Source organism: Actinosynnema mirum DSM 43827, from assembly GCF_000023245.1.
Taxonomy (GTDB): domain Bacteria; phylum Actinomycetota; class Actinomycetes; order Mycobacteriales; family Pseudonocardiaceae; genus Actinosynnema; species Actinosynnema mirum.
Window position 1 is genome coordinate 7,910,460 of the sequence record NC_013093.1, and the last position, 21,171, is coordinate 7,931,630.

The 21,171-nt window shown below is 75.1% G+C and carries 18 protein-coding genes, 3 tRNA genes and 1 pseudogene; 13 read left to right on the forward strand and 9 right to left on the reverse strand.

The window, feature by feature from the left end; all coding sequences use genetic code 11:
• Positions 1-3 precede the first annotated feature (3 nt).
• Complete coding sequence (locus tag AMIR_RS33580) at positions 4-2,055, reverse strand: NACHT domain-containing protein (protein ID WP_187313465.1); 2,052 nt, start codon at positions 2,053-2,055, stop codon at positions 4-6.
• 73 nt (positions 2,056-2,128) lie between these two features.
• Between AMIR_RS33580 and AMIR_RS37960 the strand changes: the two genes are divergently transcribed.
• Complete coding sequence (locus AMIR_RS37960) at positions 2,129-2,584, forward strand: TFIIB-type zinc ribbon-containing protein (protein ID WP_084799068.1); 456 nt, start codon at positions 2,129-2,131, stop codon at positions 2,582-2,584.
• Positions 2,585-2,688: 104 nt separating this feature from the next.
• Here AMIR_RS37960 and AMIR_RS33590 read toward each other — a convergent pair whose 3' ends face one another.
• On the reverse strand, positions 2,689-3,156 hold the full coding sequence (locus AMIR_RS33590) for a CGNR zinc finger domain-containing protein (RefSeq protein ID WP_015805454.1): 468 nt from the start codon (positions 3,154-3,156) through the stop codon (positions 2,689-2,691).
• A gap of 178 nt (positions 3,157-3,334) precedes the next feature.
• Here AMIR_RS33590 and AMIR_RS33595 point away from each other — a divergent pair, with 178 nt between their 5' ends.
• From AMIR_RS33595 to AMIR_RS33625, 8 genes and pseudogenes are all read left to right on the forward strand, one after another.
• Positions 3,335-3,859 carry a PadR family transcriptional regulator gene (locus AMIR_RS33595; protein WP_015805455.1) on the forward strand — a complete coding sequence of 175 codons (525 nt, stop codon included), beginning with the start codon at positions 3,335-3,337 and terminating at the stop codon, positions 3,857-3,859.
• Entirely contained in the window at positions 3,856-4,533 is a 678-nt protein-coding gene (locus AMIR_RS33600; RefSeq protein ID WP_015805456.1) for an ABC transporter ATP-binding protein, read from the forward strand. The genes AMIR_RS33595 and AMIR_RS33600 overlap by 4 nt, the downstream gene beginning before the upstream one ends.
• Positions 4,530-6,890 (forward strand): FtsX-like permease family protein, encoded by a 2,361-nt coding sequence (locus AMIR_RS33605; protein ID WP_015805457.1) that lies wholly within the window; start codon positions 4,530-4,532, stop codon positions 6,888-6,890. Before AMIR_RS33600 ends, AMIR_RS33605 begins: the two co-directional genes overlap by 4 nt.
• Before the next feature lie 228 nt (positions 6,891-7,118).
• The gene (locus AMIR_RS33610; RefSeq protein WP_015805459.1) at positions 7,119-9,479 is read left to right on the forward strand and encodes an FtsX-like permease family protein; all 2,361 of its coding nucleotides are present in this window, start codon (positions 7,119-7,121) and stop codon (positions 9,477-9,479) included.
• Entirely contained in the window at positions 9,476-11,689 is a 2,214-nt protein-coding gene (locus AMIR_RS33615; protein ID WP_015805460.1) for an FtsX-like permease family protein, read from the forward strand. The genes AMIR_RS33610 and AMIR_RS33615 overlap by 4 nt, the downstream gene beginning before the upstream one ends.
• Positions 11,690-11,810: 121 nt before the next feature.
• Positions 11,811-12,065, forward strand: a pseudogene (locus AMIR_RS43340) (RNA polymerase sigma factor); the annotation flags it as partial.
• Between the two features lie 798 nt (positions 12,066-12,863).
• Positions 12,864-13,073, forward strand: coding sequence for a hypothetical protein (locus AMIR_RS42510; RefSeq protein ID WP_049797028.1), 210 nt, complete (start codon positions 12,864-12,866; stop codon positions 13,071-13,073).
• A gap of 459 nt (positions 13,074-13,532) precedes the next feature.
• Positions 13,533-14,849, forward strand: coding sequence for a hypothetical protein (locus AMIR_RS33625; protein ID WP_143761006.1), 1,317 nt, complete (start codon positions 13,533-13,535; stop codon positions 14,847-14,849).
• A 552-nt stretch (positions 14,850-15,401) separates the two neighbouring features.
• Here the strand turns inward: AMIR_RS33625 and yczR are convergent.
• Complete coding sequence (gene yczR, locus AMIR_RS33630) at positions 15,402-16,865, reverse strand: MocR-like transcription factor YczR (protein WP_015805463.1); 1,464 nt, start codon at positions 16,863-16,865, stop codon at positions 15,402-15,404.
• A gap of 61 nt (positions 16,866-16,926) precedes the next feature.
• Between yczR and yczE the strand changes: the two genes are divergently transcribed.
• Complete coding sequence (gene yczE / locus AMIR_RS33635) at positions 16,927-17,556, forward strand: membrane protein YczE (protein WP_015805464.1); 630 nt, start codon at positions 16,927-16,929, stop codon at positions 17,554-17,556.
• Here yczE and AMIR_RS33640 read toward each other — a convergent pair.
• Together AMIR_RS33640 and AMIR_RS33645 are read right to left on the reverse strand one after the other, a co-directional pair.
• A complete protein-coding gene (locus tag AMIR_RS33640) occupies positions 17,525-18,067 on the reverse strand; it encodes a Clp protease N-terminal domain-containing protein (RefSeq protein WP_015805465.1) in 543 nt (180 codons plus the stop codon). The two genes, yczE and AMIR_RS33640, sit on opposite strands and share 32 nt — an antisense overlap.
• Positions 18,064-18,276 carry an AsnC family protein gene (locus AMIR_RS33645; protein WP_015805466.1) on the reverse strand — a complete coding sequence of 71 codons (213 nt, stop codon included), beginning with the start codon at positions 18,274-18,276 and terminating at the stop codon, positions 18,064-18,066. Before AMIR_RS33645 ends, AMIR_RS33640 begins: the two co-directional genes overlap by 4 nt.
• Positions 18,277-18,358: 82 nt before the next feature.
• Here AMIR_RS33645 and AMIR_RS33650 point away from each other — a divergent pair, with 82 nt between their 5' ends.
• Positions 18,359-19,129, forward strand: coding sequence for a hypothetical protein (locus AMIR_RS33650; protein WP_015805467.1), 771 nt, complete (start codon positions 18,359-18,361; stop codon positions 19,127-19,129).
• A gap of 96 nt (positions 19,130-19,225) precedes the next feature.
• Here the strand turns inward: AMIR_RS33650 and AMIR_RS33655 are convergent.
• The 4 genes from AMIR_RS33655 to AMIR_RS33670 form a co-directional block, all read right to left on the reverse strand.
• A tRNA-Phe gene (locus AMIR_RS33655) sits at positions 19,226-19,302 on the reverse strand.
• A 34-nt stretch (positions 19,303-19,336) separates the two neighbouring features.
• Positions 19,337-19,410 (reverse strand) — tRNA-Asp (locus AMIR_RS33660).
• Positions 19,411-19,444: 34 nt separating this feature from the next.
• Positions 19,445-19,517: transfer RNA gene (locus AMIR_RS33665), tRNA-Glu, on the reverse strand.
• Between the two features lie 645 nt (positions 19,518-20,162).
• Positions 20,163-20,408, reverse strand: a complete 246-nt coding sequence (locus AMIR_RS33670; protein ID WP_015805468.1) for a hypothetical protein — start codon at positions 20,406-20,408, stop codon at positions 20,163-20,165.
• Positions 20,409-20,573: 165 nt separating this feature from the next.
• Here AMIR_RS33670 and AMIR_RS33675 point away from each other — a divergent pair, with 165 nt between their 5' ends.
• Together AMIR_RS33675 and AMIR_RS33680 are read left to right on the forward strand one after the other, a co-directional pair.
• A complete protein-coding gene (locus AMIR_RS33675; protein ID WP_015805469.1) occupies positions 20,574-20,900 on the forward strand; it encodes a hypothetical protein in 327 nt (108 codons plus the stop codon).
• Between the two features lie 64 nt (positions 20,901-20,964).
• The gene (locus AMIR_RS33680) at positions 20,965-21,171 is read left to right on the forward strand and encodes a heavy-metal-associated domain-containing protein (RefSeq protein WP_041838620.1); all 207 of its coding nucleotides are present in this window, start codon (positions 20,965-20,967) and stop codon (positions 21,169-21,171) included.

A 21,171-nucleotide genomic window follows, 5' to 3' on the forward strand; every position in this document is an offset into this window, starting at 1 on the left:
CGCTCACGCGGTCGACTCGGCGGGCGCCCCCTCACCGCGGGGGGCGTCCGTCCGGGCGCCGCGCACCGTGAAGCCCTTGAACCGCTTGGCCCTGCCGCCCTTCACCTTCGCCGTCACCGGCCCGGCCAGCCGGTCCTGCACCAGCGCGTGCCGGAACTGGTAGCACGCCCCCGCCTGCCGCAGCACGCCGAGCTTGCGCGCGTCCTCCAGGAACGCCATCAGCTCCCACGGCAGCCTCCCGCGCAGCGCCAGCCACACCCGCGCCACGGTGAACCACCACCACCGCAGGTTCAGCACGGTGAGCGCGAACCCGAGCAGCAGCCCGGACGCCAGCCCCAGCCCGACCATCCCGCTCTGCTTGGGCCCGAACACCAGGCCGGCCGCCGCGCCGAACACCACGGCCAGCACCAGCGACCCGGTCCACACCGCGATCCGGTCGCGCGCCATCGTCCACAGCGGGCTGGACGGGTGGGTCAGCTCGGCGTTGCTGCTGAGCGCGAACCGCAGCGCGGTCGCCACCGCCAGCCCCAGCCCGACGACGAGCCCGGCCGACAGCCCGTAGAGCGCGCCGAACACCAGCCCGGCCGCGCCGCCGACCGACGCGCTGAGCACCAGCACGCTGCGCCACACACCGTGGTGCGCCTTGACCTTCGGCGCGTGCCGCCCGGACGCGTACAGCGCGGCCACGGCCACCGCCGCGCCGACGACGAGCCCGCTGTACGGGGCGAGCGCGGGCGTGCTGGCGTACGCCATCAGCCAGGCCACCCCGGCCCCGCCGATCAGCCCGAGCACGACCGCGCCGAGCGCCGCCAGCCACGTGCTGCCGACCGAGCGCCGCAGCTCCCACCAGGCCAGCTCGCGGATGCCGCGCGCCCGCATCTCGGCCGCGAGGAACCGCAGCCACTTCACCGCCTTGTCCCTGGGCCACACCTGGCTGGCCCGGAACTGGTGCGCCACGGCCCGGTCGCCGAACGCGCCGGACACCAGCACGTCGGCCAGGTGCTCCTCGATGGCCCGCCGGTCCGGGAACCTGGTGCGGTCGAGCAGCTCGCTCGGCTCGCCATAGGCGTAGACCACCCCGGCCATGCCGACGGTGAGCGGCGTGGAGAGCGCTTCCGCGAGGTGGCCGCCGGGGTTCTCCCGCAGGTGCAGGAACACCGGCTCCCACCCGGCGGCGGACAGCTGGTCACCGGCGGAGCGCAGGTGGTGCGCGACGGCCCCGTGGTCGAGCGGGTGCAGCCGCACGGCGTCGGCGCCCGCGAGCGGGCCGACCTGGGCGACCGCGTTCGCGTACTCCTCGGTGCGGCTGGTCAGCACGAGCGGCGCGGACGCCGGGAAGGCGCGGGCGATGCGGTCGAGCGCGGCCGAGCGCTTGGATGCGGGCAGCTGGTCGAAGCCGTCGAGCACGGGCATGACGCGGCGCTGCTCGACCAGCAGGTCGGCCGCGTAGCTGCCGTACAGCTCGTTGTTGCGCAGCGCCGGGTGGTCCTCGTAGAGCCTGCGGGTCATCCAGCTGCGGACGTCCTCGGCCTCCGGGTCCCAGGTGGACAGCGGCAGCAGCACCGGGACGGGGCCGCCGCGCTCCAGCAGGCCGAGGGTGAGCAGCATGGCCGTGGTGGACTTGCCGGAGCCGGGCGCGCCGAGCAGCACGAGCCTGCGGTGCGCCTGCCGCTCGAACGCGCCGACGACGCCGGTGCTGCGGCCCGGTGGCGGCGGGGCGGTGTTGACGGGCTCGTCGGGGGCGCTCCAGTGCAGGTCGAGCAGGCCCGCGCCGTCGAGGCCGCGCGCGCGGCACTCGTCGTTCCACTGCGCGTTCAGGGCCCTGGACAGCGCGGCGGAGGCGGCGTCGAGGTTGGCGTCGGTCGCCAGCACCGGGGTCCTGCGGCGCTGGAGCCACGGGTCGACGGCGGCGAGGAGCAGCAGGAAGCCCGCGGACAGCACGCCGAGCCACAGGTCGGGGTCGATGCCGCTGTCGGTGGCGAGGAGCCCGGCGACCGCCAGGAGCGCGGCCAGCACGCACCCGGTCAGGACGGCTCGCTGGCGAAATCTGGACACACCGGCATGATGGCCCACCGATCACCGACCGTACCCAGGCGGGCACCCCTGTGTTGCCCGTAGTCTCGAAGTCGTGATCTGCCCGAAGTGCCAGGACCTGATGAAGACGATCACGCGGGGCGCCGTCCACGTCGACCAGTGCGAGAACTGCCGTGGCGTGTTCCTCGACGGCGGCGAGCTGGAGCAGATCGTCGCGGCGGAGCGGGCGCACTACGGCCAGGCCGCCACGACCGGCGCGGTCCCCGTGTCCGGAGGTGACCAGGGCGCGCCGCCACCGCCGTACCAGCCCGCGGGCGGGGACCCCGGCGCCACGACCCACTTCACGCCGGGCCAGCCTGCGCAGGGCCAGCTGGCGCAGGGCCAATCAGCGCAGGGCCAGCCGGGGACGCCGCCGCCCTACCAGCCGCCACCGGGCACCGAGCAGCCTCCGGCTCCGGGGTACGCGCCCGGCTACGGCTACGGCCACGGCCACCCCGGCTACGGCCACCCGCCGCGCCGCAGGAGCTTCCTGGAGCAGCTCTTCGACTGAGCGCACGGCTGACGCCCGGTCCACGGCCTTCGCGGACCGGGCCGCTCCCGCGACGCCCGCGCGCCTCCGGACCGGGCGCGGGCTCCTGCGTCAGGCCGGGGGGATCAGGTGATCGCCTGGAGGGCGCGCCGCTCGCGCCAGTTCCTGGCCTTCTCCCGGTTGCCGCACAGCTGCATCGAGCACCACGTGCGGGACCTGTTGCGGGACCGGTCGAAGAAGGCCCGCAGGCAGCTCTCCGCCGGGCAGATCTTGAAGCGCTCCCACGAGCCGAGCACCGCGAGCCTCGCGGCGGCGCCCAGGACCGCGCCCAGCGCGTCCGCGCTGGCCAGGACCGGCACGCCGTGGCTGAGGTCCACGGTGACGATGGTCGCGACGATAGCGGGATCGGGGCCCTCGTGCGGGTCCCCCAGCGAGCGCCGGAGGGCGGTTCGGGCGGCACGCACGGCGACCAGGTCCCCCGAGTCGCCTAGCCCCCGCTCGCTGACCCAGGCGCGCCACGCGGCTGTGCCGTCCAGCACGTCCGCGCCGATTTCCAGATCCCTGGTGTTCAGGAAAGCGAGCAGCAGCTCCACATCGTGTTCCGCATCGCCGACTCGACCCTGCGCGAGAGCCGCGTGGTCCCAGCCGGCCGCCAGACCAGTCACCCCTCCACTGTAGGCGCGACCACCGCCCGCTGTCGTGAAGTCGTGGCCAGCGCGACGCCAACCAGGGTATTCATCGTGTGTATACGTCGTGTGTATAGTCGTCCGCATGTCGATCGGACACACACTGCTGGGCCTGCTGGAGAAGGGGCCGAGGCATGGCTACGACCTCAAGCGGGCCTACGACGAGCGCTTCGGGCAGGACCGCCCGCTGCACTACGGGCAGGTGTACACAACGCTCTCGCGGCTGCTGAAGAACGGCCTCATCCAGGAGGCGGGCGTGGAGGCGGGCGACGGCCCCGACCGCAAGCGCTACGCCATCACCGACGCGGGCGTCACCGACGTCGAGGGCTGGCTGAGCACGCCCGAGAAGCCCGAGCCCTACCTGCAGAACACCCTGTACACGAAGGTCGTGCTCGCGCTCCTGTCCGGTCGCAGCGCCGACGACGTGCTGGACACCCAGCGCGGCGCGCACCTCGACCTCATGCGCAAGCTCACCAAGCGCAAGGCGGACGGCGACCTGGCCGACCAGCTGATCTGCGACCACGCCCTCTTCCACCTGGAGGCCGACCTCCGGTGGCTCGAACTGACCGCCGCCCGGTTGGGCAGGCTGAAAACGGAGGTGGCCCGATGAGGCCCCTGCTCGAAGCCGTCGACCTGCGCAAGTCCTTCGGCCCGACCCCCGCGCTCGACGGCGCCGGTCTGGCCGTCCACGCGGGCGAGGTGCTGGCCATCATGGGGCCGTCCGGCTCCGGCAAGTCCACCCTGCTGCACTGCCTCGCGGGCATCCTCCAGCCGGACGGCGGCACGGTCCGCTACCGCGACGTGGAGCTGAGCGCGCTGGCGGACGGGGCGCGCAGCGAGCTGCGGCGCACCGACTTCGGCTTCGTGTTCCAGTTCGGGCAGCTGGTGCCCGAACTGTCCTGCCTGGAGAACGTGGCGCTCCCGCTGCGCCTGGGCGGCGTGAAGCGCAAGGCCGCCGAGTCCAGGGCGCGCGAGTGGCTGGAGCGCCTGGAGGTCGACGGCGTCGCGGACAAGCGGCCCGGCGAGACCTCCGGCGGCCAGGCCCAGCGCGTCGCCGTGGCGCGCGCGCTGGTCACCGGCCCGAAGGTGGTGTTCGCCGACGAGCCGACCGGCGCGCTGGACTCGCTCAACGGCGAGCGCGTGATGCAGTTCCTGGTCACGGCCGCGCGCGAGACCAACGCGGCCGTCGTGCTGGTCACCCACGAGGCGCGGGTCGCCGCCTACTCCGACCGCGAGGTCGTCGTGCGCGACGGCAAGTCCCGCGAAGTGGAGCGCGTTCGGTGAAGCGCGTCTTCGCCGACCTGCTCCTCGGCGTCCGCCTGGCCGCAGGCGGAGGACGCGGGGCGTGGGTCCGACTGGTGCTGACCGGCATGGGCATCGGCCTCGGCGTGCTGGTGCTGCTGGTGGGCGCGACCGTTCCGTCGATCATGGAGAACCGGGGCGAGCGCCAGGCCGCCAGGAGCAGCGTCGGGGCCGAGGCGGGCACCCCGCCCGAGCGGGTCCTGCACTCCGAGGTCTGGAGCACCCAGTACCGCGGTTCGGACATCACCGCCAAGTACCTGCGCGCGGGCGGCCCGCAGGCCCCGGTGCCGCCGGGCATCCCGGAGGTCCCGGCCGACGGCGAGATGTACGTGTCGCCGGTGCTGGCAGACATGCTCGCCGACCCGGACAACGGGATGTTGCGCGAGCTGCTCCCGCAGAAGGTCGTCGGCACCATCGCCGACGAGGGCCTGAACGCGCCCCGCGACCTCGTGTACTTCGCGGGTGACGCCTCGGTCGAGGCGACCGAGGCCAACTCCATCGGCCGGTTCGGCGCGGAGCGGACGGCGCAGGAGCTGCCGCCGTTCCTGCTCGTGCTCGTGCTGACCGGGTGCGTGGTGCTGCTGTTCCCCGTCCTGGTGTTCGTCGGCGTGAGCACCCGGCTCGCCGGCGCCCAGCGCGACCGCAGGCTCGCCGCGCTGCGGCTGGTCGGGGCGGGCGCGGGGCGGGTCCGGCTGATCGCCTCCGGCGAGGCCCTGGTCGGCGCGCTCGTCGGGCTGGTCGTGGGCGTGGGCCTCTTCCTGGTCGGCAGGCGGTTCGTCGAGGGGGTCGAGCTGCTCGGGGTGAGCGTGTTCGCCGAGGAGCTGAGCCCCTCCCCCGTTCCCGCGGTGCTCCTGACGGCGCTGATCCCCGTGCTGGCCGTGGTCACCTCGCTGCTGGCGATGCGCCGCACCGTGGTGGAGCCGCTCGGCGTGGTCAGGCAGACCAAGCCGGTGCGCCGCAGGCTGTGGTGGCGGATCGTGCCGGTGCTGCTGGGCATCGGGGTGCTGATCTCCCAGGCGGGCGGCTTCGCGGGCGAGCGGATCATGGGCGGCTACCGCGAGGAGCTGCTGGTCGGCGGCATCGCGCTGCTGCTGCTCGGCATCCCCTCGCTGCTGCCCTGGGCGCTGGAGCGCTCCGTGCAGCACGCCCACCGGGGCGCTCCCTCCTGGCAGCTCGCCATGCGCAGGCTCCAGCTCGACAGCGGCACCGCGGCGCGCGTCGTCGGCGGCGTGGCCGTCGTCCTCGCCGGGGCCATCGCCCTGCAGACCGTGCTGACCAGCGTCCAGAGCAAGATCCCGGACGGCGGCGGGCCGGTGCTCAACACCGAGCTCATGCAGGTCTCGCTGAGGGGCGACGAGGAGGGGCAGGCCGAGGAGCAGGCGCGGGCGGTCGAACTGCTGAAGGGCGTCGAGGGGGTCCAGGAGGTCTTCACCCCGGTCTTCGTCGACCTCAAGGTGAAGGGCGCGCCCCCGCAGGACGGGCCCCACCAGGTGGGCATCGCCCCGTGCGCCCTGCTGCTGGCCTCCGGCGCGCCGGAGTGCGTCGACGGCCAGGCGTACGAGTTCCAGCGCGACTCCGACGTGTCGTACTGGAAGGTGGAGCCGGGCACCGAGCTGGGCGTGCTGGGCCCGTGGACGCCGGAGACCGCCGGGATGCCGAGCGCGGGCGGCGAGTACGTCGACGAGCGCGAGCCGCTCAGCACGTGGCGCGCGCCCGAGGTGAAGCGGCTCGTGGTGCCCGAGGGCAGCGGCCTGCACAGCACCTACCTGACGCCCGGCGCGGCCCGCGACCTGGCCGTGCCGCCGGGCGTGCGCGGCTCGATCAGCGTCGCGCTGGAGAGGGACGCCGACGCGGCGAACCACGTGCGCGTCGCGCTGGCCCCGATGGCCTGGCGCGTCTACACGTACTACTTCGGCGACGCGGACCTGTCCTTGGAGGCCAAGCAGTACCAGCAGATCAAGGGCGCGCTGTTCGCGGGCGCGCTGATCGTGCTGATGCTGGCGGCGGCGAGCCTGCTGGTCGTGGCGCTGGAGCAGATCAAGGAGCGCAGGCGGCCACTGGCCGTGCTCGCCGCGAGCGGGGTCCCGCGCGGCGCGCTGGCCCGGTCGCTGCTGTGGCAGAACGCGGTCCCGCTGGTGCTGGCCGTGCTGGTCGCCATCGCCACCGGCGCCGGGCTCGGCGCGCTGCTGCTCGGCGTGATCGATCGGCCGGTCGAGCTGGACTGGTCGGGCATCGCGCAGTTCTCGGGGGCCGCGCTGGTCCTCGGTCTGCTGGTCACGGCGCTGACGCTGCCGTCGCTGCGCAAGGCCACCGGGGCGCTGGGACTGCGCACCGAGTGAGCCCTCCCGAGGGGCGGCGCCGGGTCGGTGACGGCGCCGCTCCTCGCCCCCCGGAGGTCGACCTCCGGGGGCTCGAACCGACCAGCGCCCGATCGGGCGGGCTGACAACGGAGGTGGCCCGATGAGGCCCCTGCTCGAAGCCGCGGACCTGCGCGCGGCGACCGGGAGCCAGGCGTGCGACCGGGTGGCACGTGGTGACGTCAGGCCCCGCGAAGTGGAGCGCGCCAGGTGAAGCGGGTGTTCGACGACCTGGCGCTCGGCGTCCGGCTGGCGGTCGGCGGCGGGCGCGAGTCCTGGGCCAGGCAGGCGCTGACCGGCGTCGGCATCGGACTCGGGGTGGTGCTGCTGTTCGTGGCCGCGGCCATCCCGTCGATCATGGCCAACCGGGACGCGCGGCAGGACGCGCGGCTGGCCGAGAGCCCCGCCGCGGGCACGCCCGCCGAGCGGGTCCTGCACTCGGAGAGCTGGTACAGCGCGTACCGCGACCACGGCCCGATCGCGGGCAAGCACCTGCTCGCGGGCGGCCCGCAGGCGCCGGTGCCGCCGGGCATCCCGGTGATCCCGGCCGACGGCGAGATGTACGTGTCGCCCGCGCTGGCCGAGCTGCTCGCCGACCCCGACAACGCGGTGCTGCGCGAGCGGTTCCCGCAGAGGGTCGTCGGGACCATCGCCGACGAGGGCCTGACCACGCCGCACGACCTGGCCTACTTCGCGGGCGACGCCTCGGTCGTGCCCACCGCGCAGAACGCCGTCGGCCGGTTCGGCGTCCCGAGCGAGATGTCCCTGGTGCCGCCGTTCCTGCTGGTGCTCGGGCTGACCGGGTGCGTGGTGCTGCTGTTCCCCGTCCTGGTCTTCATCGGCGTGAGCACCCGCCTCGCAGGCGCCCAGCGCGACCGCAGGCTCGCCGCGCTGCGGCTGGTCGGCGCGGGAGCCGGACGGGTCCGGCTGATCGCCGCGGGCGAGGCGCTGGTCGGCGCGCTCGTCGGGCTGGCGCTCGGCGGCGGGCTGTTCCTGCTGGCCAGGCGGCACGTGGAGGAGGTCGAGCTGGTCGGGATGAGCGTGTTCGCCGAGGACCTGACCCCGGCCCCCGCGCTGGTGGCGCTCCTGGTCGCGCTGGTGCCCGCGCTGGCGGTGGTCACCGCGCTGGTGGCCATGCGCCGCACCGTGGTGGAACCGCTCGGCGTGGTGCGGCAGACCAGGCCCGCGCGCCGGAAGCTGTGGTGGCGGGCCCTGCCGGTCGTGGCGGGCGTCGCCCTGCTCGCGTCGCAGGCGGGCGCGTTCACCGGGCGGCTGGTCAGCGGCAGCTCCCAGCAGACGCTGGTCGCGGGCAGCACGCTGCTGCTGTTCGGCGTCCCCGCGCTGCTGCCCTGGGCGCTGGAGCGCTCCGTGCAGCGGGCGCACCGGGGCGCGCCGTCCTGGCAGCTCGCCATGCGCAGGCTCCAGCTCGACAGCGGCACCGCGGCGCGCGTCGTCGGCGGCGTGGCCGTCGTGCTGGCCGGGGCGATCGCCCTGCAGAGCGTCCTGACCAACGTGGAGAGGGCGATCCCGGACGGCAGCGGGCCGCGGGTCGACGAGTCGCTGCTGACCGTCGCGTCCAACGGCAGGTACTCGATCACCCCCGCCGAGGACGCCGGGCTGCGCGGGCGCGCGGTCGAGCTGCTGGACGGCGTCGCGGGCGTCGAGCGGGTCTTCACCCCCGAGTACGCGTACGTCCGGAGCGACGAGGTCGAGCAGCAGGTGGTGATCAGCGACTGCGCGATGCTGCTGGCGCGGGGCGTGCCGGAGTGCGTCGACGGCGCGGCCTACAGCTTCCACCTGGAGGGCCAGACCCCGTACTGGCGGGTGGCCCCCGGCTCCGAGCTGACCGTGCTCCCCCTGGCGAACGCGGCGACGATCCGGACCGACGGGCGCGGCAGAACGCACGACGACCGGACGCCGCTCGGGACGTGGCGCGCGCCCGAGGCCCGGCAGGTCGCGCTGCCGCCGGACAAGTCCGACCTGTACGGGCTGCACGTGACGCCCGGCGCGGCTCGCGACCTGCCCAGGGCGGCGGCCTCCAGCGGCGGGGTGATCGCGCTGCTGGACGGGCGCGTCGCGGAGGCGGCGGACAACGCGCGCACCGCGCTGGCCCCGCTGGCCTGGAAGCTCCAGTCGCACCACGTGGGCACCGCCGACCTGTCCGAGGAGGCGGAGCAGTACCGGCAGATGCGGGGCGGCCTGTTCGCGGGCTCGCTGCTCACCCTGCTGCTGGCGGCGGGGAGCCTGCTGGTCGTGGCGCTGGAGCAGATCAAGGAGCGCAGGCGGCCGCTGGCCGCGCTCTTCGCGGGCGGGGTCCCGCGCGGCGTGCTGGCCCGGTCGCTGCTGTGGCAGAACGCGGTCCCGCTGGTGCTGGCCGTGCTGGTCGCCGTCGCCACCGGCGCGGGGCTCGGCGCGCTGCTGCTGCGCACGTTCGGCAGGCCGGTCGAGCTGGACTGGGTCGGCGTCGCCGAGTACTCGGCCCTCGCCCTGGTCCTCGGCCTGCTGGTGACGGCGCTGACGCTGCCGTCGCTGCGCAAGGCCACCGGGGCGCTGGGACTGCGCACCGAATGACCCCTCGCGCGCACTGGGCGGCAGACCTGGTCCTCGGCGTTCGGCTCGCCGTCGGGGGCGGCCGGACGGCGTGGGCCAGGCTGGCGCTCACCGCCGTCGGGGTGGGCCTCGGCGCGGTCGTGCTGCTGCTCGGCGCGTCCATCGGGCCCGCGCGCGAGGCGAAGTCGGAGCGGGTCGGGGCGGCGCTGCCCCGGCCCGCCCCGGTCGCGCAGGACGCGGCGCTGCGCGCCAGGAGCGTGGTGGTGTCCTGGCAGGGCAGGCTGATCACCGGGCTGGAGCTGGCGGCGGCGTCCCAGGACGCGCCCGCGCCGCCGGGGGTCGGCCGGGTCCCCGACGCGGGCGAGATCGTGGTGTCGCCCGCCCTGTTCGACCTGCTCGGCGCGGACGAGGGCGTGCGGGCGAGGTTCCCGGAGCGGGTCATCGGCGTGATCGCCGACGAGGGGTTGGCCCGCCCCGGTTCCCTCTCCTTCTACGCCGGGCTCGCCGCGCACCACCTCGACGGGGCGGAGGCGGTGGCCGGGTTCGGGGTGGAGCGACCGCCGCCGACGTGGGAGCCGTTCTACCGGCTGCTGGTGCTCGCCGGGCTGGTCGCGGTGCTGCTGCCGCTGGGCACGTTCGTGCTGGTCTCGACCCGGCTGGGGGCGACGGGGCGGGACCGGCGGCTGTCCTCGATCCGGCTGGTCGGCGCGTCCCGCGCGCGGGTGCGGCGGATCGCGGCGGGCGAGGCGCTGGTCAGCGGGCTGCTCGGGCTGCTGGTGGGGTCGGCGCTGTTCTTCGCGGCGCGACCGCTGGTGCGGTTCGCCGAGGTGGAGGACATCGGGTTCTTCCCCACGGACGTGCTGCCCGCGCCGCTGCCGTCGCTGGTGATCGCGCTGGGCGTGCCGCTGGTGGCGGTCGGCGCGGCGGTGCTCGGCGTGGGCGCGGGGACGACCGGTCCGCTGGGCCTGGGCGAGCGAGCCGAGGTGCCGCCGCGCAGGGTGGCGTGGCGGCTCGGGCTGGTCGGCGCGGGCGTGCTGGTGCTGGTGGTGCTGTCGGTCGCGGTGACGTTCACCGAGCTGGTGGACTCGCCGCCGCTGGCGGGCGCGGCCGGGGTCGGCGTGGCGCTGGTGCTGGCGGGGACGGGCGCGCTGCTGCCGTGGCTGGTGCACCGGGTGGCGCGGCGGGTGCGGCCGGACGGGGTGGCCGGGATGCTGGCGGTGCGGGCGCTGCGGTTCGACCGGAGCACGCCGAGGGTGCTGGCCGGGGTCGTGGTGGTGCTGGGCGGCGGGTTGACGCTGCAGGTGCTGCTCGGCGTCGCCGCCGACCACGTCGCGGCCCGGTCCAGCCTGGGCGCGGAGCCGGGCCGGTGGGTGCTGGGCCTCGCGCCGGGCACGCCGGTGCGGGAGCTGGCCGAGTCGGTGTCGCTGGTCGGCGGGGCGCGGCGGATCAGCGAGGTGCGGGTGGCGCACACCGACGGCGTGCTGGTGACCAGCACCGACTGCGCGGAGATCGCGGACCGGTTGGGGGTGTCCGACTGCGCGCCGGGCCGCGCCTACCTGGTCGACGGCACGCCGCCAGCGGCCGGAACCGAGGTGCTGCTGCGGGTGTTCGGCGGCGAGCCGGTCACGTGGCGGGTCCCCGAGCACCGGGCGGTGGAGGGGGCCGGGACGTACCGGGGCCTGGTCGTGGCCGACGAGCCGGCGCTGCTGGCGCTGGGGCCGCAGCAGCTGGTGGTGCGGGGCGACCCGGACGAGACGTTCGGCGAGCGGCTGCAGGCGGTGACCGAGCGGGTCGACCGGGCGTCGGCGCTGCTCACCGGGTACGAGGCGGGGCGGGTGGAGCTGTTCACGACCCTGCGCGGCGCGGTGCTCGGCGGGTCGGTGCTGCTGACCCTGCTGGCCGTGGTCGGGCTGGGGGTGGTCGCGGTGGACCGGGTGTGGGAGCGGCGCGCGCCGGTGGCGGTGCTGGCGGCGAGCGGGGCGCCGAGGGGGACGCTGGTGCGGGCGGCGCTGTGGCAGGCGGCGATCCCGGCGGCGCTGGGCCTGGCCGTGGCCGTGCCGCTGGGCCTGGTGACGGCGTGGCTGGTGGTGCCCGCGGACCGGTTCCGGGTGGACTGGGCGGCGCTGGTGACGGCGTTCGGGGCGGCCGGGGCGGTGGCGCTGGCCGTGGGCGCCTGCGCGCTGCCCGCGCTGCGGTCGGCGATCACGACGGAGGGGCTGCGGGCGGAGTGAGCCGAGGGGCGCCCGCTCGGGGCGGCGGGCGCCCCGAGCGGGTTCATCGGCCGTGGATACATCGTGCGCACCTTCGTGTGCCTGCGGAAACGCGCGGGCGGCGGGGGCGGTCCGAGCGGTCATGCGACACAGCAGCGATGCGGTCCTGCTCGCCGGGGCGGGCACGGGCGACGAGCGGGCGTGGCGGGAGATCGTCGGGCGGTACGCGCCCCTGGTGCGGTCGGTGGTGGGGGACCACCGGCTGACCGAGGAGGAGGCGGCGGACGCCTGCCAGTCCACGTGGTTGGCGCTGGCCGAGCACGCGGACGCGCTCCGGGACCCGGCGAAGCTGATCTCCTGGCTGGCGGCGACGGCCCGCAACCAGGCCCGCAAGCAGCTCAGGACCCGCTGCCGGGAACTCCCGGCCACCGCCCTGGGCGACACCGCGGCAGGCGACCACTGGCACGACGCCCTCACCGGCGGCGGCTGCACGGGCGGCGGGCGGCGGTCGAGCGCCTGGTGGGGCGGCTTCACCCTGCCGGGCGATGCCCCCACCCCACCCGCCCCGACGCCGCCAACGACACCGACCACCCCTTCGAGCCCGCAGCCAGCCTCGGCGACCCACCCGACTCCGACGACTCCACCAGCCCTCTTGCCCCTCTCGGCCCACCCGACTCCGGCGGCTTCCCTGATCCCGGCGCCTCCGTCGGAGGCGGCCCGCCCTGGGGCGGCTCCCCTGGGCGCGGGGCTCTCTCTGGAGGCGGCGACTTCCCCAGGGACGGCGACTCCTTCTCGCCTGCTGGTTCCCGGAAGTTCGGCGCATCCGGCGCGTTCGGCGGATCTAGCGGGGCCAGCGGGGGCGGCGAGTCCGGTCGCTCCGGCGGGGTCGGCCGCTCCGGCGGGGTCGGCCGGGCCAGCGGAGTCGGCCGGGCCAGCGGAGTCGGCCGGGCCAGCGGAGTCGGCCGGGCCAGCGGAGTCGGCCGGGCCAGCGGAGTCAGCTGGGCCAGCGGGGTCAGCTGGGTCGGCGGGGTCGGCCGGGCCGGCGCGTTCGGCGGGGTCGGCGGGGTCGACGCATCCGCCGCGCCCGCTGAGCCCGTTCGCCCCTTTCGGACCGTTCGGCGTCTTCGGCGCGGGTGGGGGTTCCGGGCGGGTCGGGGAGCCCGGTGGGTTCGGGGAGTCCGGTGAGGACTTCGTGGTGCGGCGGGCGCAGGAGCGGGCGTTGCGGGTGGCGCTGGACGGGGTGGACGAGCGGTGTCGGGCGGTGCTGCTGCTGGTCGCGGCCGGGCCTCGGCCCGACGGGCGGCTGATCGCCGAGGCAGCCGGGGTGGCCGCGTGCAGCGCGGGCGCGGCGCGCGGGCGGTGCCTCGCGCTGCTGCGCCGCCGCATGGCCGAGGCGGGCTGGTGAGGCCCGCCGGAGCGGTCCGGGGGCCTCCCCGGGCCCCGGCCGCCCGGCCGCCGCGACGCAGGGTCCCGGGAGCGCTCCCGGACCGGGTCACACGAACGGCCCACACCGGGCAACCACCCAGGGGTCCCGTGCATCTGCACGTGCGGTCGTTCGCCCGGAACGGTGACCGACGGGTAAGCCCTCACACGCTGCACCCCACCAACGTCCACATCGGACGCGAAAGGGTGACTCCGGGGCGGTCCACAACGGACGGACGGGGGCACGAGCACGTGGCGTGACAACGACTGACGGTGTTCACACCCCGCCCTCGCGCCCCGGACAGCCGCAGAGGACCGCCCTTACGGGTTGCTTCGTCCCGATGCCGTTCGCAAAAGCTGCGCCCGGTGCTAGACATACCTCGAACGTCGACCTCAGAACGGTCCCGTCCCGTTCGCCCCATCCGGAACGGTGGTGATCCGCGTGGCACTCAGCAACGTCCTGCGCCGCGGCGGCTCGCTGCTGCTCAGGGGATTCGTGGTGGCGGGGCTCGCCGGAGCGGCCTGGCTGGCCTCATCGGGGAGCGCGTGGGCGGAGGACGACCAGGCGGTGCTCGGCGCCACGATCGGCGACAGCGCCCAGGTCACGGCGGTGAGCCCGATCGCGGCGCAGCTCGCCGCGCTCCAGGGCGCACTCGCGCAGAGCGCCCGGCTGCCCGAGTCGGCGGCCTTTCAGCCGACTCGACTCACCCAGTCGACGGTCGCCCAGACGGTCGTCCCCCAGCTCGGCCAACCCCTGCACGCGCAGTCAGCACCCGCCCAGTCAGCACCCACCGCGCTCGCCCAGTCCGGGTCGACGTCGACGGGGCCGACCTCGGCGCAGCTCGCCGCGCAGGCGCTCGGGGCGTCGACCACGGCCCCCGCGCGGCAGCCGCAGTCCACCGCGACGACGGACGCGCTCCAGGCCACCACGCAGGCCGGTGCGCAGCCCACCTCGCTCCAGGGCTCGGCGCTCACGGCCCAGCAGTCCACGCAGCAGTCCGCCCAGCAGCCCACCGGTGCCGCGCAGGTCCAGGGCGGCTCCCTCACCGGAAGCTCCCTCACCGGCGGCTCGCTGACCGGCAGCTCCCTCATCGGCGGCTCCGCGACGGGCCCCACCTCCACCACGACCCTGTCCGGTGGCGCGGTCTCGACGATCCTGACCGCCTCGGACCTCGAAGCGTCCACGCTCACCGGTCAGGTCACCACGATCCCGGTGCTGATCGGCGGCAAGGTGGTCGGCAGGCTGGCGATCATCCCGGTGCTGGGCGACGCGGTCACGAACGCGGTCCCCGGCACGACCCCGGACGCCCCGACCGGGCCAGCGGCCCAGGAGCCCCAGGCTCCCGAACCGACCGCGGCGCCCCAGTCGGCCACCGCGCCGGACCGGTCCCCCTCGGCCCCGACGAGCACCACCCCCCGCAGGCAGCAGACCCCCGTCGTGACGCAGGCGGCTCCCGAGCAGGCGCACGAGGACGCGCCCGCCGAGCCGCACCAGGAGACCTGGGAGCGCCCGGCGCCCGAGGCTCCCGCGCACCCCCCGTCCCCGGCGCCGCAGCACGCGCCGTCGGGCGGCCCCTCGGCCTCCTCGGGCGGGGCGCAGGACACCTCTTCCAGCAACAACCGGGGCGGCAACGCGCCGACCGCGCTGCTCACCCCGTCGGCCGACCTCCCGACCCCCGTGATCCGGGTCGCGGAGCGCGCGGACGACGACCGCTCACCCGGTCGCGTCCCCGGCCTGCCGAGCACCTCGCCCGACTGAACGACGCCGCCAGGCACCGGTCCGCGCGCGCCGAGGCGCTTGCGCAGAGCGCCGTCGTTCCTCCCCGCACCACAGGCACACCCCCGCACAAGCTCCCCGTTCCTGCCGACCGCGCCCCGGCACGAACGGGAACGGTCCCGACGTCGCGCTGCCCCTGCGCCGACGGGATCGCACGGGAGCCCACAGCGGGAGACGCCACTCCCTGGAGCGTCTCCCGCTGTGGGTTCGCATCACGAAGTGATGCGAGCACCAGCAAAAAGCACAACCCAAGCCGCACCTGGCAACCACCTCGGGACCACCGCGCCAAAGCGGGTAGCCGCTCCCAACCCGGCCCCCAGCGAAGCCGCGCGCCGACTCTCCCCAGGCCACCCCGGATCCGCCGCACCTGATCCCGCGCCTACCGAGGCGCAGTCGATCACCCGCAGGCGAGGCCCCGGCACTGCCCCGAGGCAGCAATCACCACCAACCGGCCACCACCCCCAGCGGCCACCACCGACCAGGGCAAGCGCACCCAGCGGCTTCCCGCGACCAGCGCCTCCGCCCAAGCCCCCCTCACGCCACCGGCACCTCCACCTCCTGGTGCGGCACCGATCCACCCCCCGACACCGCGGCCGCCACCAGCCCCAGCCGCCGCACCGCCTCCCGCAGCACGTCCGGCGGCAGCACGAACGGCAGCCTCAGCCACCGCTCGAACCCCCCGTGCGCCCCGAACCGCGCCCCCGGCGCCAACCGCATCCCGTGGTTCTGCGCCACCACCGCGATCCGCGTGCTCACCGGCGCGTCCAGCTCGCACCACACGCTCAACCCGCCCCCCGGCCGGTCGAACCGCCACTGCGGCAGGTGCTCCCGCAGTCCCGCCATCAGCACGTCCCGCTGCCCGGCCAGGTGCCGCCGCCGGTCCGCCAGCCCGGACTCGGGTTCGGTCAGCAGCTCCGCGAGCACCATCTGGTCCAGCACCGCGGACCCGAGGTCGAGCGCGGTCCGGCTGGACACCAGCCGGTGCACGACCTCGGTGGACGCCCGGATCCACCCGATCCGCAGCCCGGCCCAGTGCGACTTGCTGGCGGACCCGAGGGTCACCACGAGGTCGTCGGCGTACGAGGCCACCGGCGGCGGCCCGTCCAGGGGGTCACCGTCCAGGTCCAGTTCCACTATCGTCTCGTCGACCACGAGCGGGGTCCGGGCCCTGCGGGCGAGGTCGGCCAGCCCGGCTCGGGTCTCCGCGTCCATCCGGTGCGCGGTGGGGTTGTGGAAGTCCGGCACCACGTACGCCATCCGGGGCGCGGCCTGGCGCAGCGCGGCGGCGATGCCGGGCAGGTCCCAGCCGGTGTCGGTCATGGCGACCGGGACCGGGATCGCCGACATGGCCTTGATCGCGTCGAGCGCGTTGGGGTAGCTGGGCTGCTCCACGAGCACCCGGTCGCCCGGTCCGGTGAGCATCCGCAGCACGAGTGCCAGCGCGTGCTGCGCCCCGCTGGTGACGAGGATCTGGTCCGGGCTGGTGGGCAGCCCGCGCGCCTCGAACCGCTGCGCGATGCGCCGCCGCAGCTCGGGCACCCCGTGCTCGTAGTACCCGTGGTCGACGAGCTGCTCGGGCAGCCGGGCCCGCACCGCGTCGAACGCGGGCAGCAGGCCGGGGATCGCGGGCGGGGCCGCGCGCGCGAAGTCGACCATGCTGCTGCCGACCAGCGGGGTGTCCGCCCCGCCGACCAGGGCCCCGCCGCTGGGCAGGCTGATCCACGTCCCCGCCCCGCGCCGGGACGCCACGAGCCCCTCGGCGCGCAGCTGGTCCAGGGCGGCGCTGACCATCGTCCGGCTGACCGGCAGGGCCTCGGCCATCTCCCGCTCGGCGGGCAGCCGGGTCCCGGCGGGCAGCCTCCCGTCGAGGACGAGCATCCGGACGGCGGCGGCGAGGTCGGCGGACCCGTGCCGCGCGCCTCGTCGTCGCCACTCCCCGAGGAGCTTGGCGAGCCTGAACCCGGAAACACGTCCACCTGGCGGGATCGAGTGCTGCATGAGGCCAATTATTGGCTATTGGCCCTTCTCAGTTCGATGAACACGGGCTGAAGATGGCCACATGCTCGCAGCCTTGACCCAGTTGCCCGTCTCAACGGCACCCGTTCGCCGCCTGCCCCAGCTGCTCCTCGGCCTGTGGCTCTACGGCACGAGCATGGCCCTGCACATCCGCTCCACCCTGGGCCTCGACCCGTGGGACGTGCTGCACGAGGGCCTCGCGCAGCGCACCGGCCTGTCGTTCGGCACGATCACGGCCCTGGTGGGCGTGCTGGTGATGCTGTGCTGGATCCCACTGCGCCAGCGGCCGGGCGTGGGCACGCTGGCGAACATCGTGGTCATCGGGGTCGCGGTGGACGCCGGGCTGGCCGTGCTGCCCGAGCCGACCTCGCTTCCGTGGCGGGCGACGTTCCTCGGCCTCGGCATCGTGCTCAACGGCCTGGCCGCCGCCACCTACATCGGCGCCCGGCTCGGCCCCGGCCCGCGCGACGGCCTGACCACGGGTTTCTGCGCGCGGACCGGGACCTCGCTGCGCCTGGTGCGCACCACCGTGGAGATCGCGGTGCTGGGGATCGGCTGGCTGCTCGGCGGCACGGTCGGCGTGGGCACCGTGCTGTACGCGCTGGCCATCGGCCCGCTCACCCAGGCGTTCCTGCCGCTGGTCACGTACGTGGAGCGGCGACCAGCTTCCTGACCTCGGCGTACCGGACGCCCCTCCCGCCGAGCACCTCGGACACCGGCCCGCGCGCGACGAGCAGCGCGAGCACGAGGTGGTCGGCGGTGAGCGTCGACCAGCCGAGGTCGAGCGCCTCGGTCAGGCTGCGGTTGAGCGCCTGCTTGGTCTCGGGCGCGAACGGCACGTGGTTGCCGAACAGCCGCCACCTGCGCCTGGCCCTGGTCGCCGTCCCCCCGCCGTCCGCCCCGCCGAGCGAGCGCTCCGCCGCGCCCAGCACCTCGTCCACGTCGATGCCGAGCCCGCGCAGCGCCTCGACGTCGGCGCCGGTCAGCCCGCCCCTGCGGCGGATGTCCGCGAACTCGGCGGCGACCTCGTCGTGCGGCAGGTCGAACCCGGCGAGCGCGGGCGAGTCGAGCAGCGCGAGCGCCAGGTGCTCGGGCTCGACCCGCCGGGACCCGGCCCGCTCCGCCTCCCCCACCGCCGCCACGACCGCCTGGCGCGCCTCCCTGGTAAACCGCTCCCCGATCATCGGTCTCCCCCGTGCTTCTTGTGGACGGCCTGCCGGGTGACCCCCAGCTCGGCCGCGATCTCCTGCCACGACCACCCGTTCGCCCGCGCGTTGCGGACCTGCGCCGATTCCAGGTGCTCCAGGAGCTTGCGGAGCGCGCTGACCGCTCGCAGCCCCACTCCCGGATCCCGGTCACCCGCCGCCGAGGCGAGTTGCGTCGCTTCCGTCATGGCGTCAACCTTGGTTGACAGATCCGGTTTTGTCAACCTGGGTTGACGCCGTTCCGGATCGACGCCGCTCTAGGCTGGCGCCGTGACGCAGACCCGCGCGACGCCCGTGATCAGCACGGCCGAGCGGCCCGGCGTCGGCCTGGACGGGCTGCCCCGCCCCACCGAGGACCGGGTCGTGCTGCTGGAGAACGCCGTGGTGCTGCTCGACGGGGCCACCTCGCCGACGCCGAGGGAGCGCGACGGCGGCTGGCACTCGCGGGAGCTGGCCGCGCAGTTCACCGGGCCGCTGCTGGGCGACCTGGCCGAGGAGCTCGCGGGCGCGATCGACCGGCTCCGCGCGCGGCACGGCCTGGTCCCCGGCGACTCCCCGTCCAGCACGGTCGCGATCCTGCGCTGGTCGACCGAGACCGTGGACGCGCTGGTGCTGGCCGACAGCCCGGTCGTGGTCTTCGGCCCGCCCGGCGGCCCGATCCCCGAGGAGGGCGAGGTCGTGGCCGACCACCGGCTCCGGGACCTGCGCGGGAGAGTGGCGAAGGTCACCGACTGGCGGAACCGGCCCGGCGGGTTCTGGGTGGCCGAGGCCGCTCCGGCGGCGGCCGGGATGGCGGTGCGGCGGAGCTGGCCGAGGGACGCGGTGTCGACGGCGGTGCTCGCGACCGACGGCGTCTCCTGCGGGGTGGACGACTACGGGCTGTTCCCGTGGCGGGAAGTGACGCGGATCGCATTCCGGAATGGGCCGGAGGCGGTGCTGGACCGCATCCGCGCGGCCGAGGAACGTGATCGGGATCGCACTCGCTGGCGGCGCGCGAAAGCGCACGACGACCAGGCGATCGCGGTGATTCGATTCGACTGACCGAACGGCTCCCGGATAGCGCGCGACTATTCGGGGGCGAACCCGCGAAAAAGCGAAAGCCCCGCAGGGAATCCCTGCGGGGCTTTCGAACGTTGTTGGTGGCCAGGGGCGGGGTCGAACCGCCGACCTACCGCTTTTCAGGCGGTCGCTCGTACCAACTGAGCTACCTGGCCAGGTAGCTGGCCCGGCCTCAGCCGAACAGCCTTGCGACCCAGACGGGACTCGAACCCGCGACCTTCGCCGTGACAGGGCGACGCGCTAACCAACTGCGCCACTGGGCCTTGCTTCGTGCAGATCGTACCTTACTCTACTGCGTACCCCCAACGGGATTCGAACCCGCGTTACCGCCTTGAAAGGGCGGGGTCCTAGGCCGCTAGACGATGGGGACCCTCGTTCCTCCGGCAGCCCTGGTGGGCCACCTTCTTCCCAGGCCCTCCAACCGCTGTCGTTGGAAGCATCGTAACTATAGAACACACATGCCAGATACTCCAAAACGGGGGGTCCAAAGGTGAGTTGACCTGCGATTTCAGGTTCACCGCCGCGCCGAATCCACGATCTCGGGGCCCCACGACCCGGCGCATTCGACGCCGAGGAGGGGTAAGCCCTGGGAACCGGGCACCCCGAACGGGCTCACCGCTCCGAGCGACCCCACCCCGACTACCCGTTCCGCCCCCGCCAACACCACCCGGACGAGCCACCACCCTCGGACCGCCGGGGAGGGCAGCGGGGACGGACGTCTGTGACGCGCCCCGGTGACGCGCCCCGGTGACACGCCCCCGCGACGCACCCGGCGCCGCGCACCGGGCGACAAGACCCGCCCGGCCCTCAAGGGCTCTCGGGACCCGCGCGCCCACCCCGCCACCCCGACCGGACGCCGCCGCGCCTCCGGAACGCCTCAGGCCCGCTGGAGCCCCGGAGGGCGGGAAGCCGTGAAACGCAGAGCACCACCCGCGCCCCGGAGGGCTCGGGTGGTGCTCGTGGTGCGTCGATCCCGGTGGACCGCCCCCCACCACGCGCGGGGAGCGGGGCCCGGTCACCGCTGGACGGGCGGCACACCGCCGTCCTCGCCCGGCGACAGGCCGAGCATGTCGAGCAGCAGCTTGCAGTCCTCGGCGCTGGTGGCCCCACGCGCGACCGACAGCCGCGCCCGGTGGACCTGTTCGTCGGAGACGCGCGACGGCTCCCCGGTTCGCTGGGCGGGGACTCCTCCTCCGCCCGGCCTCGACCCGATCTCGTCCTGGTTCCACAGGAACTGCCGAACTTCTAGGGACCCGCTCATGACGCCTCCCCGACTTGAGGTTGGCGCGAGGCTAAGCGAGCCCTGCGAAGTGCCGCAGCCCCCCGGAGAGTGATTCGGGGTCCACGCAGCGTTACTTTCCGTGCAAGCGCACGGCCCCCGGAGCACTCGTGGTGTGCTTGGCGGCGAACAGGAGGGCGGTACCCCATGACCCAGCCGGAACCCGGCAAGCAGCAGGAGCAGACCACCGAGCCGACGCCCGAGGAGGTGAGCGCGCCCGCGGCCGGGGAGGCGACCACCGGCTCACCCGAGCGGAGCAGCGCTGAGACGCCCGACGCGCCGCACGTGCCGTTCGCGGACCCCCAGGCGGTGTTCGCCGGGCTGTCGCTGGCCTCGCTGGAAGCCGACCTCGACGCGCTGATGAGCGACAAGATGGGCGAGCTGGACGGGATGCTCGCGGGTCTGGAGCAGCTCGTGGAGCGGTTGGAGGGGGAGGTCACGCAGCTGGAGAAGCCGTCGGACGACTCCGCCTGACCCGCCACTACCCCCTGGGGGTATCCTCGGAAGCGCAAACGGCCTTCGAGGAGAGCGAGTGGACATGGCTGTCGCCACCTACACCGTCACCGGCATGACCTGCGGTCACTGCGTCAGCTCCGTCACCGAGGAGCTGACCGGGATCTCGGGCGTCACCGACGTGTCCGTCGTGCTGGAGAGCGGCGCCGTCACCGTGACCAGCGACCGCGAGCTGGGCCTGGACGAGGTGAAGGCCGCCGTCACCGAGGCCGGTTACGAGCTGGTGGGCTGA

Bases quoted from the DNA above. Each gene is read 5' to 3' on its own strand.
- AMIR_RS33595 (WP_015805455.1), top strand. From the start codon at position 3,335: ATGTCGATCGGACACACACTGCTGGGCCTGCTGGAGAAGGGGCCGAGG.
- AMIR_RS33600 (WP_015805456.1), top strand. From the start codon at position 3,856: ATGAGGCCCCTGCTCGAAGCCGTCGACCTGCGCAAGTCCTTCGGCCCG.
- AMIR_RS33615 (WP_015805460.1), top strand. From the start codon at position 9,476: ATGACCCCTCGCGCGCACTGGGCGGCAGACCTGGTCCTCGGCGTTCGG.
- yczR (WP_015805463.1), bottom strand. From the start codon at position 16,865: ATGCAGCACTCGATCCCGCCAGGTGGACGTGTTTCCGGGTTCAGGCTC.
- yczE (WP_015805464.1), top strand. From the start codon at position 16,927: ATGCTCGCAGCCTTGACCCAGTTGCCCGTCTCAACGGCACCCGTTCGC.
- AMIR_RS33640 (WP_015805465.1), bottom strand. From the start codon at position 18,067: ATGATCGGGGAGCGGTTTACCAGGGAGGCGCGCCAGGCGGTCGTGGCG.
- AMIR_RS33645 (WP_015805466.1), bottom strand. From the start codon at position 18,276: ATGACGGAAGCGACGCAACTCGCCTCGGCGGCGGGTGACCGGGATCCG.
- AMIR_RS33670 (WP_015805468.1), bottom strand. From the start codon at position 20,408: ATGAGCGGGTCCCTAGAAGTTCGGCAGTTCCTGTGGAACCAGGACGAG.
- AMIR_RS33675 (WP_015805469.1), top strand. From the start codon at position 20,574: ATGACCCAGCCGGAACCCGGCAAGCAGCAGGAGCAGACCACCGAGCCG.
- AMIR_RS33680 (WP_041838620.1), top strand. From the start codon at position 20,965: ATGGCTGTCGCCACCTACACCGTCACCGGCATGACCTGCGGTCACTGC.